Annotated in this window: 10 protein-coding genes; 3 read left to right on the plus strand and 7 right to left on the minus strand. The window is 63.9% G+C overall.

Annotated elements, in window-relative coordinates; all coding sequences use genetic code 11:
* Positions 1 to 87 precede the first annotated feature (87 nt).
* Positions 88 to 825, minus strand: a complete 738-nt coding sequence (locus IEV62_RS09960; protein WP_188447005.1) for a Bax inhibitor-1/YccA family protein — start codon at positions 823 to 825, stop codon at positions 88 to 90.
* 410 nt (positions 826 to 1,235) lie between these two features.
* On the opposite strand from IEV62_RS09960, the gene IEV62_RS09965 reads away from it, so the two are divergent.
* Both IEV62_RS09965 and IEV62_RS09970 read left to right on the plus strand, forming a co-directional pair.
* The gene (locus IEV62_RS09965) at positions 1,236 to 1,478 is read left to right on the plus strand and encodes a hypothetical protein (RefSeq protein ID WP_188447007.1); all 243 of its coding nucleotides are present in this window, start codon (positions 1,236 to 1,238) and stop codon (positions 1,476 to 1,478) included.
* A 95-nt stretch (positions 1,479 to 1,573) separates the two neighbouring features.
* On the plus strand, positions 1,574 to 3,145 hold the full coding sequence (locus IEV62_RS09970) for a spinster family MFS transporter (protein WP_188447009.1): 1,572 nt from the start codon (positions 1,574 to 1,576) through the stop codon (positions 3,143 to 3,145).
* Positions 3,146 to 3,248: 103 nt separating this feature from the next.
* On the opposite strand, the gene IEV62_RS09975 is transcribed toward IEV62_RS09970, so the two are convergent.
* The 6 genes from IEV62_RS09975 to IEV62_RS10000 all read right to left on the minus strand — a co-directional run bounded on the left by IEV62_RS09975 (position 3,249) and on the right by IEV62_RS10000 (position 10,531).
* Positions 3,249 to 3,767 (minus strand): superoxide dismutase family protein, encoded by a 519-nt coding sequence (locus IEV62_RS09975; protein ID WP_229732999.1) that lies wholly within the window; start codon positions 3,765 to 3,767, stop codon positions 3,249 to 3,251.
* Positions 3,768 to 3,946: 179 nt separating this feature from the next.
* Positions 3,947 to 4,957 carry a ferritin-like domain-containing protein gene (locus IEV62_RS09980; protein ID WP_188447013.1) on the minus strand — a complete coding sequence of 337 codons (1,011 nt, stop codon included), beginning with the start codon at positions 4,955 to 4,957 and terminating at the stop codon, positions 3,947 to 3,949.
* A gap of 31 nt (positions 4,958 to 4,988) precedes the next feature.
* Complete coding sequence (locus tag IEV62_RS09985) at positions 4,989 to 5,993, minus strand: ferritin-like domain-containing protein (protein ID WP_188447015.1); 1,005 nt, start codon at positions 5,991 to 5,993, stop codon at positions 4,989 to 4,991.
* A gap of 452 nt (positions 5,994 to 6,445) precedes the next feature.
* On the minus strand, positions 6,446 to 7,837 hold the full coding sequence (locus IEV62_RS09990) for a DUF1501 domain-containing protein (protein WP_188447017.1): 1,392 nt from the start codon (positions 7,835 to 7,837) through the stop codon (positions 6,446 to 6,448).
* 11 nt (positions 7,838 to 7,848) lie between these two features.
* Positions 7,849 to 9,573, minus strand: a complete 1,725-nt coding sequence (locus tag IEV62_RS09995; RefSeq protein WP_229733001.1) for a DUF1800 domain-containing protein — start codon at positions 9,571 to 9,573, stop codon at positions 7,849 to 7,851.
* 145 nt (positions 9,574 to 9,718) lie between these two features.
* A complete protein-coding gene (locus tag IEV62_RS10000; RefSeq protein WP_188447019.1) occupies positions 9,719 to 10,531 on the minus strand; it encodes a hypothetical protein in 813 nt (270 codons plus the stop codon).
* A gap of 250 nt (positions 10,532 to 10,781) precedes the next feature.
* Between IEV62_RS10000 and IEV62_RS10005 the strand changes: the two genes are divergently transcribed.
* The gene (locus tag IEV62_RS10005; RefSeq protein ID WP_188447021.1) at positions 10,782 to 11,297 is read left to right on the plus strand and encodes a DNA cytosine methyltransferase; all 516 of its coding nucleotides are present in this window, start codon (positions 10,782 to 10,784) and stop codon (positions 11,295 to 11,297) included.
* Positions 11,298 to 11,381 lie beyond the last annotated feature (84 nt).

Raw genomic sequence — 11,381 nt, forward strand, 5'->3', positions numbered from 1 at the left:
TGCTCCGAAATATCTGGAATGGGCAAACAAAAAGGGCCCGACAGGTCTCCCCGTCGGGCCCCGAAGCCGGAGCGATCCGCGCGTCGTTTAGTTCCGATTGCCGCCGAACAGGCGCAGGATGAACAGGAACATGTTGATGAAGTCGAGATACAGCGTCAGCGCCGACATGATCACGGTGCGCTGCTCGTCCTGCGTCCCCGCGACCTGTGCGTACAGGCTCTTGGTGCGCTGCGTGTCATAGGCGGTGAGCCCGGCGAACAGCAGCACGCCAACGATGCTGATCACCAGCCCCATGATCGTCGATGGGAAAAACGCATTCAGCAACATCGCCACGATCAAGCCGACCAGGCCCATCACCAGGAAGGTGCCGAAGGCCGAGAGATCGCGCTTCGTCGTATAGCCATACAGGCTGAGACCGCCAAACGCCGCTGCCGTCGCAAAGAACGCCTTGGCAATCGCCAGACCGTCATAGCGGATGAAGATCGTCGAGAGCGACAGGCCCATGACGATCGCGAAACCCCAGAACATGCCCTGCAACGTCGTGCTGGACATCCGGTTCTGGCCGAAACTCATCCCGAAGACAAAGACGAGCGGCGCAAACGTGATAATCCATTTCAGAATTCCCGGGCCACCGAACACTTGTTCGGCCGCACCGCTCGCGAAGAAACCGAGCGCGACAATGCCCGTCAGCAAGACCGCCGACGCCATATAATTATACACCGACAGCATATAGCGCCGCATCCCGGCGTCGAACGTGTCGGTACCGACCGTTCCGGCCGTCTGGAATACCGAAGCATTCGGACGGGGATCAGACCAGTTTGCCATTGCGAAAAACTCCTCAACACCGGCGCAGTCCCGGCTAAGCCCGAATATCGGTCTTTCCATGCCGGTTTTCAAGCAAAACCGGTCGCGACGCCGCCGCAAAAAGGGGTGTCCGTGCGCCATGCCCCGCCCGTTCGTGGCGCTTTGCCCACCGCCCGAGACCCGCGCGACGCTGCGTGCGGTGATGGCCACCGCCGATCGTCGCACGGCTGGCAGGGCTCGGTGCGTTCGAGCCGCGGGCGCGCGCCGATCCACTGTGGGTCGGCCTGACGCCGCACGACGCCATCGCGCTTCGTGCGCGCCGGGTTGCGTTTTACTCAGATATCGTTCTTCGACAGCGATGATTGGGGAGCGGGGCCGAGTATTGCGCTCTCCCATACCGGCAGTTGCACGGTTAACACGCAAACCTAACAGTGTTTTCATTCGCCAAATTATGCCCGTTGCTGTATGACGTCATGACTGCGCGCCAATCCGGGATTTCGATCATGTTGTTATTGGTGATCCTCGCCGCCGTGCTGGCGATGAGTGCTGCTGCTGCTGTCATGGTCGCGCGTACGCGTCGGGCGCGGACGAAGGGCCGCCATCGGTCGCGCTATTTCTCGATCAGCCTCGCCGATACCGATGCGCCTGACATTCCGGACGACCGGCAACACTGACGCGCAGCGCTCACCCGGCAAATTCGCTTTCGTATTTTGGGTATGCTCTGCTAGGCCCCTCGGAAGACTAGAAACGTCCCCGGGAGAAATGCGTGATGGCGACCGAACCGGCTCCTCAAGCGGCGCCTGCGCCAACGCGCGCCAGCGGCTATGCCTGGTATGTTCTCGGCATCCTGTTCGTCGTGTATGTGCTCAATTTCGTCGATCGTCAGATCATCTCGATCCTCGCCGAAGACATTAAACGCGATCTGCATTTGAAGGACGAGGATCTCGGCTTCCTCTACGGCACCGCCTTCGGCGTCTTTTATTCCTTGTTCGGGATTCCGCTCGGCCGGCTTGCCGATAATTGGAACCGCGTGCGGTTGATGACGCTCGGGCTGGTTTTGTGGTCGAGCATGACCGCGCTGTCGGGCTTTGCCCGCAATGGCGGGATGCTCGTCGGCGCTCGGATTGGCGTCGGCATCGGCGAGGCGACGGCAAGCCCCTCGGCTTACTCGCTCATCTCCGATTATTTCCCCAAGAAACTGCGCGCGACCGCGCTCGCCATTTATTCGTCGGGCCTGTACGTCGGCGGCGGCGTCTCGCTCAGCATCGCCGGGATGATCGTCCATCGCTGGAACACGGCCTATCCCGATGGCGGGCCGCTGGGGCTGCATGGCTGGCAAGCGGCGTTCATCGCGGTCGGGCTGCCGGGGCTGCTGATCGCCTTGCTCGTCGCGACCTTGCGCGAACCCACGCGCGGCGCGGTCGAGGGCCTGCCCGAGCCAGAGCGGCACCCCGCACCGTTCAAGGCGTTGCTCGCCGATCTGCTCACGATCGTGCCGCCCTTCACGCTGATCGGCGCGGCGCGCGGCGGCCCGCGCGCGCTTGCGGTGAACTTGCTCGCGCTCGGCATCGTCTCAGGCGTGATCGCGATCCTGCTGGCATATGGCGAGCCGTGGCCGCAATGGACCGCGGTCGGGCTGGGCGCCTATGCCGTCTTTTCCTGGGCAACCGCGCTCAAGGGCCGCGATTTGCCGACGTATACGCTCGTCATCGCCAATCCGGCGTTCATCGCGGTCGTCATCGCCTACGGCCTCAACGCCTTCGTCGCCTACGGCGTCAGCCTGTGGTCCGCGCCGTTTGCGATGCGCAACCTCGGCGTCACGATCCAGCAAGCTGGCGGAACGATCGGCGGGACGCTCGCCTTTGGCGGGTTTGTCGGCGTGACGATGGGCGGCGTGATCGCCGATCGCTTGCGCCGCTGGCACCCCTCGGGGCGGATCATGGTCATCCTGTTCGGCGCGATCGTGCCCTTGCCCTTTATCGTCCTCGCCTTCCGCGCCACCGATGTCGCGGTGTTCGTGCCGTGCCTGCTGGTCGCCGCGACCTGCGCGAGCACCGCTTTGGGCGCTGCCGGGGCGACGATGCAGGATCTCGTCCTGCCGCGGATGCGCGGCACTGCAACCGGCGCGTTCTTCATCGGGACGACCTTGCTCGGCCTCGCAATGGGGCCGTATATTGCCGGTCGCGTCTCGACGCTGACCGGGAGTCTCTCGACCGGCGTGCTGTCGCTGCTGCTCACCGCGCCGATCACGATCGCGGCCGGCATCATGGCGTATCGCCTCGTCCCCAAGGCCGAAGCCAATCGCGAAGCCCGCGCGCGGGCGGCGGGGGAGCCGATCTGACGCTCTTTGCTTGTGCCCCTGCGAAAGCAGGGGCCCAGGGTTCCAAGCGCAAGCACTCGTACCTCTGGACTCCCGCGTCTGCAGCGGTACGTTTCCGAAGCTCTTAATTCGCCCCAAACACCCCGCACGCAATCCGCGCGCCGCTATTGCCCGACGGGTCGGTCATCAAATCGTCGGCCTTGGCATGCACCACGATCGCCGATCCGTCGGCATCGAGCAGCCCGGCCATCGTCGCCGCCGGAATGACCATCCCGAGTGTGCCGTGACCGTTGGAGGCGATCACCAGATTGGGCAAATCGCCTTCATGCGGTCCTTGCGGATTCATCGACCCGTGCTTGGCACCCAGCGGGTTCCAATGCCCGCCCGCCGTCTGGAAATCGGGGGCGTCGCAATGCCCGACGGTGTGGACGTGCGCGCCGTGCGTGCCCGGTGTCAGGCCGTGGACGTCGAGCGTGAAGCGAAGTCCGCCCGCCACTTCGGTCGCCACTGCGCGCCCGACATCGGCGCCATCGGGCGTCCGCAGCATCGCGACGGCTTGCGCGCCCTGCGCGACCGGCGCGCCGGTCGCCATCGACTCCTTATCGCACGCCGAAAGCGCGAGGGTCGAGAGCATGAGAGTCATCGGGGCTGTCGTTGCGAATACGAATCGACGCATGCGGGTCTCCTGTGGTCGTGAGCGCAAAGACGTGCTGCGCGTATCGCAGCAAACGCGCAACCGGGAGGATCGCTCCGCACCGAAAAAAGGGGCCGCGCGACATGGTCGCACGGCCCCGCAGTCCAAGGGAGGACGCAGTGGTGTTATCAAGCGTTGTTGGCGCTTGTCCGGATATTTCCGTTGATGCCCGATGGGAAGAAGCCGCCGCCGACCAGCGCCGACTTGGAGAGATAGACGATGTTGAGCACCTGGCCGGTCGTCCGGCTATAGGCGATGCCGTTCGCATCGGTCGGCACGATGTTCGACTGGGTCGCATCGGGGCCGAGAATGCCCTGATCGTCGTCGCTCGGCCCGTCGAGGCTGTCGCGTGCATCGCTGATTTTGCCGGCACTCTCCGCCAGCATCAGCGCCGGGGTCCGCATTCCCTTCACGTACAGCACTGTCCGCACCAGACCCGCATGATACGCTTCGGCCGCCAGGATCCCCGCCGCCGCTTCAAGATAGGTCTTGTTGGTGATCAGCGGCGCTGCACCCTTATACGCCGATACGCCGACATCTTCGAAGATGAACGCACCGAGCAGGAAATTCTCGTCGCTGGCATAGGGATCGAACGTCCCAGTCGGCCCGACCACACCCGCGGCGCGCGCCGCCGCCGTGAATGCGCCGTTCGCGCCGCCATCGATGTTGATCGCCGGCTGCGCTACGGCCGCCGATCCGAGCACGGATCGCAGGAAGTTGACGTGCGCCGCCTCATCCGCCGCGATTTCGCGGGCATATTGCGCCACGACCGGATCGGTAAAGGTGACTTGCCGCCCGCCGGTCACGGTGCCGCCTGCCGCCCCATTGCCACCGGCGGTCGCGATGTCGGGCAGGCCGGTGCCATAAACCGCGCGCACATAGAATTGCGCCTCGAGATATTCGAGGTTGAGCGCGAAGTTGAGCACGTCCAGATCCTGCTGGGCGCTGGCCGAGGTCGTCGGCGTGGGGGTGGGCGTCGGGGTTGGCACGGCGGTATTGTTGTTGCCGCATGCGGCGAGCAGCGACAGGCCACCGGCGGCGATCGAGGCACTGGCGGCGGTCTTCATGAAGCGGCGGCGCTCGTCACGGCGACGATCGCCGGCTTCGAGCACTTGAGTCAGGACGGATTGGTCAGTCATATCGAAATCTCCCGAAAGGGGGGCAAGCGGCTCAATTCGCCGCGCTGGTGCGAAGGCTGGTGTTGTTCGGCAGGTTGATGCCCGCCGGGAAGAACCCGCCCATCGAGACTGCCTTGTTGTTCAAATACACCACGTTCAGCACCTGTCCGGTGGACCGGCTGTACGCGAGGCCCTGCGAATCGAGCGGCGCGATGTTCGACGCGAGCGCGCCGTTGAGCGTGGTCGGCGAAATACCCTGATCGTCGTCGAGCGTCCCGTCGACACTGTCGCGCGCGTTGGAAATCGCATCGGCTGAAGTGCGCAGCGACGGCGTCGCGACTCCCTTGGCGTATAATACGGTCCGGATCAGGCCGGCATGATACCCCTCGACCGCGAGAATGCCCGCCGCCGCTTCGAGATAGGTCTTGTTGCTGATCAGCGGCGCTGCACCCTTATAGGCGGTTACGCCGACATCTTCGAACACGAACGCGCCGAGCAGGAAATTGTTGTCGCTGGCATAAGGATCGAACGTGCCGTTGGTGTTGTCGATCGCGCCCGCGCCGTTGGTCGCGATGCCCGCTGCCCGGCCGAGTGCGGTAAACGCGCCGGTCGGCCCGCCATCGATGTTGAGCGCCGGCTGTGCCGCGGCACTGCTGCCGAGCACGGTGCGCAGGAACGCGACGTGCACAACTTCGTCCTGTGCGATTTCCTTGGCATAGGCCGCGACGATCGGATCGGTGAAGACCACTTTGCGGCCGCCGGTTACCGCACCTTGCGTGCCCGTGCCGGTCTGCAGATTGGCGGCGAGGCCGGTGCCGAACACCGCGACATTATAGAATTGCGCTTCGAGATATTCGAGGTTGAGCGCGAAATTGAGCACATCGAAATCGCTCGGTGCGGTCTGCGCCTCGGCACGCCCCGCCAGCGACATCGCGCCAATCCCGACGCCAGCGACGGCGGCCGCACCGAACGCGGTCCTGAAGAAATCGCGGCGTTCGTTGCGCCGCTCGACGCGCCGGTCGAGAACATCGATAAACTGTTGGGTATCGTCGGTCATGGATCAGACCTCCCTTTTGTGGCTGGTAAAGGGCAAACCCGTTCGCTCTACATTGGTTCCAAGCTACTGAAAATAATAGATTATATGCGTTTTTACAGGGCGCGAAGGGGCCATCTCGCAAGCTGCCGGGCTGCGAAAGCAATTTCGGGGAGCAGGTACGCGGAGGGTCGGGGGGCGGATGCAGGGGCGGGGTGAAAGATTTGTCTCACGTGTTTCACACGATCAAATCGCCGGGTCGGGTGGACGCGACGCACCAACGTCGCGCGCAATGGCACTGCTAAGACGGAGGGGAAGGAACTGAATTCACACACGCTGCCCCGGGGATATCCCGCGGGAGCTAGGCGTACACACGGTGATCTTCACCGTTACCTAGGATCAGCCGGAGTCCTGGAATGGTTCGGCGAAGACCGTCCTTCCGATCAAACCGAAACGCTCAGAGGAGTGCCCGAATCTTAAACAAACCCAAGATTCCACGTCGAGGCGTTATAATTCCCGATATTCGGCAACACCGTCGGCATATCCCCCGCCGATACGCCAAACCAGTTTGCCAGCGTCGAGGCATATTGGTCGACCGCCATCGTCGGCAGCAAACGCCCCTGGCCGACATCGTCGGGGGTGTTGTTCCCCACCGCCGGCGGCGTGCCGTAAAAACGCTGTCCGCGCACCGCATCGCCCATCACGAAATGCATGCTGCCCCAACCGTGGTCGGATCCGTCGTCATTCGACTGCAGCGTCCGCCCGAAGTCGGATGCGGTGAAGGTCGTGACCTTGTCGGCAACGCCCAGCGCCTTCGTGGTGTCGTAAAATGCCTTCATCGCATTCGCCAGCAACCCCGTCTGGGTCGGATGACCCGTGGCCAGCGCATCGTGCATGTCCCATCCGCCAAGCGACACGAAGAACACTTGCCGCCGCGCGCCGAGCTCGGACGAGACCGAAATCAACCGCGCAACGATCTTGAGCTGGTCGGCCAGGCTGTTCGGCGTCGGGAACAGCGGGAAGCTGGCGGCGGGCGCACCTGCCAAGGCGGTGTTGACTTGCGCATAGGTATCGAGCGCGCGTTTGCTTACGCGGGCGTGCTCGTTTTGGAAGATGTTGGCTTGTCCAGCCGTCATCAGCGTCCGCAGCGTGCTCGCTGCGGTGGTCGATCCGAACACCGAACTGCCATTGCCGAGCAGCGCAATCGGCCCGCCAGTGCCAACCGAATATTGGATCGCGGTCTTGCCCGTCAGAAACACCGCATTGCCCGTCGCATTGATGCAAGTGAGCGTCGAGGAGCCATTGCCGCTCTGGAACAGATCGCCGATCCGCCCGCCCCAGCCCGAGGTTGCGCCCTCGGGGTTGCTCGCCTGCCAGAAGCTTTGCTGGTCGTTATGGCTGAACAGTTTCGGCGGCAGCGGCACCGACGCAGCGGTATATTGCGCCTTGGTGGTCGGCTGGACCAACGACCCGACATTGAGCGCGACCGCCATTTTCCCCGCGTTGAAAATCGGCAGCAGCGGCGCCAGCGTCGGCGCGAGCGCATATTGCCGCCCGCCGGCCAGCGCCGTCAGCGGGGTGAGTACCGTCGCATCCAGCGCCGTGCGCGCCAGCGCAATGTTGCTGCGCGCCGCTTGATAGAGGGTGTAGCTCGCTTGATCGTACGGCGGCAGCGTGTTGGCATAGTCGTTCCCGCCGTACAGGAACACGCAGACCAACGCCTTGTAATCGGTCGTCACTGCGGCGGCCGCTTCGCCAATCGCGGCGAGGCTGGTGACGAACGGCATCGCGCTCCCGGCGATGCCGAGTGCAGCCGAGCGTTTGAGGAAGGCGCGGCGCGATTGATAGCCGGTGTCGCTGGGGTTCATCGGTCCGGTCCTTATCGAAAGGTCAGATAATCGGGCGAGGCCATCGCCAGCAGGATCGCGGTCATCACGCGGTTGCTCGGGCCGGTCGCGCCGGTATTGGAAATGCTGTCGACCGCGCCCTTGATCGCGGTGATCGTCGCGGCGGAAAGCTGCCCGTTTGCCAGCATCAGATTGACCTCGTCGATCAGCGCCTGGCTGTCCCCCGCCAGCGTCAGGATCGTGCTGTAATCCGCCTTGAAATCGCCCGCCCCATTGGCGATCAGCGCTTGCAGGTAATTGATGTACGCGACGACGCTCAGCTCGTTGGTGATCTGGAACTCGGGCGCGACCAGCCCTGCGGTTGAGATCGCGGTATTGGCGGGCGTGTAGCCGGGGCGGAAGAAGTTGAAGACCGTCGCGCTATGCCCGATCGACTGGCCGAGCCGTGTGCTCGAACTCGTCGTATCGCCGATCGTCCAAGCGTTGGACGGGGACGTCGCCGCAAACGCCCGCGCCCAGCCGGTCAGGCGGTGGACCGGCTCGCGCAGCTTGCCGCTGTTGCTGGCGGTCACGACCGTGACGTCGCGCGCTTCGGCATCGGTCAGGATCGCGCGGAGCACGGCCTTCATGTCGCCGCGCACGCCCGATCCTTCATTCGCAAACACCGCCGAAACGCGCCCGATATAGGCAGCGGACGGGTTGGAGGTGACCATCTTCTGGATCAATTGCTTCGACACGAACGGCGGCACGTTCGAATGCGCGAAAATCGCATCGAGCGCGAGATTGACCGCCGCCATCCCCTCGGTCCCGGCCGGGATCGTCGTGCCGAGAAAGCTCGACGCGCCGCTCTCATGCTGCGACGCGGTCATGATCAGCGGCACGCGGTAGCGATCGGGCGTGGTGCTCACGGCAGAGGCAAGGTTCAGCCCGGTAAACACCCGCGCCAGCCCCGACACGTCGGCCGGGCCATAGGTTTCGAGCGGCTTGCCCCCGCTCATTTTCACCGTCCCGTCGGCATTGAGCTGGTAAAGCCCGAGCGTGAACAATTGCATCAGCTCGCGCGCGTAATTCTCGTCGGGCTGCGCGCCGGTGGTCGTATTGCCCTTTTTGTTGCCCAAAAAGGTCAGGAACGACGCCATCGCGGCATTGGTCGTGATCGCGCCCATCAGCGTGCGGAAATTGCCGAATGCGTTATCGAGCAACACGTCGAAATACGCCGCCCCCGCAAACTGTTTCCAGTTGAGCACCAGCCCATCGACGCCGATCACCATCATCTCCGACAGCGCAATTCCGACGCGCTGCCGCAACTGGTCAGGCTCGGCGATCATTTGCCGCCAGATCGTCGGATCGAACCCTGTCGTATTATTGATATTGGCCGCGACATTATAGCCATTGGCGACCAGCCAGTCCCAATGGCTCGTCGCGCGCGGTTGCGCGAATTGCGCGGTGATCCACCCGTTGAAACCGAGCGACTGCACGCTCGCAATCTCGGCCTTGGTCGCGCCCATCGTCGCTTGGCCGAGCAAGCGGCTGGCCGCTGCCGCGCCAATCGGCGCTGGCGTCGGGGAGGGGGTCGGCGTCGGCGATCCGCCAGCGGTCGTCCCCGCACCACCGCCACCACCCGAACACGCCGCCAGCGCCAGCGATGCCGCCAGCGTGGACAGCGATGCCCCCGACAGCGGCGTCGGCGGCATCATCGCGCGCGGTTCGGCTGGGCTTGTCTCGGGCTCGAGCGAATCGAGAATCGGTTCAGCCACGTTTTATCCCCCCAAAACCCGTGCGCTGCACCCGCGCGCCGCGTTCGTTTGAGTCGAGCATAACAGGCATGATCGCGAACACCTATCGCGCCGTGGCCGTAAATGCCGTCAATGCGGAGTTCACCTTAATCGGTCGGCGTCGCCCTCACGGCACCAGCCCCGCGGCGAGCAAGCGCTCTGCCTCCAGCGCCGCGTCGCGCAGCATCCGCCGGTGCATCCCGTCGAGGTTCTTGATCAGCCGCGCCTCCACCGCCGCAGTCTCGCACGGCAGCGAGAACACCCCGCCCGCCAGCGCCGCCGCCGCCTTCGCCTCGGCCACCAAATCGCGCTTGCTCTTGTGCGTGCCGAACCGCGCATCCTCGCGCTTCAACGCATCGCGCATCAGCGTATCCGAATAGCGCCGTTTGTGCCCGACGATCTGGCCGGCATGATAGACCGGCTCGGCCACGCCGTTGATCGCGCGGTCGACCGCAATCTGTTCGAGCGTCGGCTCGGCCTTGGCGATCGCTCGGTCGCACGCCGCCGCAAAGCTCGGATAGGCCGCGCGCGCTTTCCGCACCGCCGTATTGGAAATCCGCGCGAGCTTGCACGCCGTCTCGATCTCCCCCGTCGCCGTCAGCGCGCGGAGGAACGCGCGCTGGCGCAGCGGCGTCCACCCGTCGACGCGCGCGCGGTTGGGCATTTCGCCCGCATCGGGTTCCAGCTCGGCGGGATCGATCGCCGCCAGCTTCGCCTTCTCGGCGGCGATCGTCGCCCACGGCTTCGCATCGAGCACCGCCTGCCACCGCGCGGCAAAGTCGGGGCTTTCCTTCCGCCGCAGCGCCACGCTGCTAAACGGCCGCCCAATCTCCCGACACGCCGCCGTCGCCGTGCCATGCAGCCGCAGCGCGAGCAGAAACGCAATCTCGGTGTCCGCCGTCCAGCGCGGCTTGGTCCGGCGATCCCCGGTGCTCTCCATTGTCCTGCTCCTTCGTTTGAGAAAAGGAGCGGGGTATTTATCGCAGGTTGGGGGCTGTAGGACAGGAGGCGCGTTGCGCCCTCGTTCCGGCCGGTTCGGCGATTTATCGACGTTATCGGAAACGACCGTTCGTTGGGCCGAGGATCGATTTTAGCTTCTGGCGGATAGCCTCGGTACGTTTTTTCGAGGTGATCGCGTTGACAAGTCGAACCTGCTAGACGACCAGAGTAAAGGGGAGCATTTCTGCGGAATGAGGCTAGTAGATTTATTTTGCGGGAGCGGCGGATTTTCGCGGGGCGCGCATCAGGCTGGTTTCGATGTTGCAGCATCGTTCGATATCGATCCGATCCTGACGTCTTCTTACAAGTACAACTTCCCTCAGACCGAGCTGTTTCTCCGAGATGTTTCGCAACTCGACGGTGCGACTTTAGAAAACTTGGCAGGCGGATTGGTGGATGGCATATTCGGCGGCCCTCCCTGTCAGGGATTCAGTGACATGGGCCGCAAGGACCCGACTGACATTCGCAGGCAGCTACTCGGCCATTTCTTCCGGATCGTTGCAGAGGTAGAACCTACCTTCTTTGTGATGGAGAATGTGCGGGGGCTGGCCTACGCGCATAGCAAAAATGAATTGGTTGCCGCCCTCAAACTCGTGGAAGATCGTTACCACGTTCTCACTCCCCGAGTCTGGGATGCGAGCGAGTTCGGTGCGGCCACCCGCCGCAACCGGATTTTCGTGATCGGGATGGCTTTGTTGCAAAACTGACGTTGGGGATTCACGTAGGGAATCGAGTGGGATAGATGGGCGTGATGCCCAAACCTGCCGCACCTGTGTATCGCACGACGAACT

Source organism: Sphingomonas psychrolutea (assembly GCF_014636175.1).
Lineage (GTDB): Bacteria > Pseudomonadota > Alphaproteobacteria > Sphingomonadales > Sphingomonadaceae > Sphingomonas > Sphingomonas psychrolutea.

What these genes read in the sequence shown, in the direction of transcription:
- IEV62_RS10005 (WP_188447021.1), top strand. Translation starts at nt 10,782, where the DNA reads ATGAGGCTAGTAGATTTATTTTGCGGGAGCGGCGGATTTTCGCGGGGC.
- IEV62_RS09990 (WP_188447017.1), bottom strand. Translation starts at nt 7,837, where the DNA reads ATGAACCCCAGCGACACCGGCTATCAATCGCGCCGCGCCTTCCTCAAA.
- IEV62_RS09985 (WP_188447015.1), bottom strand. Translation starts at nt 5,993, where the DNA reads ATGACCGACGATACCCAACAGTTTATCGATGTTCTCGACCGGCGCGTC.
- IEV62_RS09980 (WP_188447013.1), bottom strand. Translation starts at nt 4,957, where the DNA reads ATGACTGACCAATCCGTCCTGACTCAAGTGCTCGAAGCCGGCGATCGT.
- IEV62_RS09970 (WP_188447009.1), top strand. Translation starts at nt 1,574, where the DNA reads ATGGCGACCGAACCGGCTCCTCAAGCGGCGCCTGCGCCAACGCGCGCC.
- IEV62_RS10000 (WP_188447019.1), bottom strand. Translation starts at nt 10,531, where the DNA reads ATGGAGAGCACCGGGGATCGCCGGACCAAGCCGCGCTGGACGGCGGAC.
- IEV62_RS09975 (WP_229732999.1), bottom strand. Translation starts at nt 3,767, where the DNA reads ATGACTCTCATGCTCTCGACCCTCGCGCTTTCGGCGTGCGATAAGGAG.
- IEV62_RS09960 (WP_188447005.1), bottom strand. Translation starts at nt 825, where the DNA reads ATGGCAAACTGGTCTGATCCCCGTCCGAATGCTTCGGTATTCCAGACG.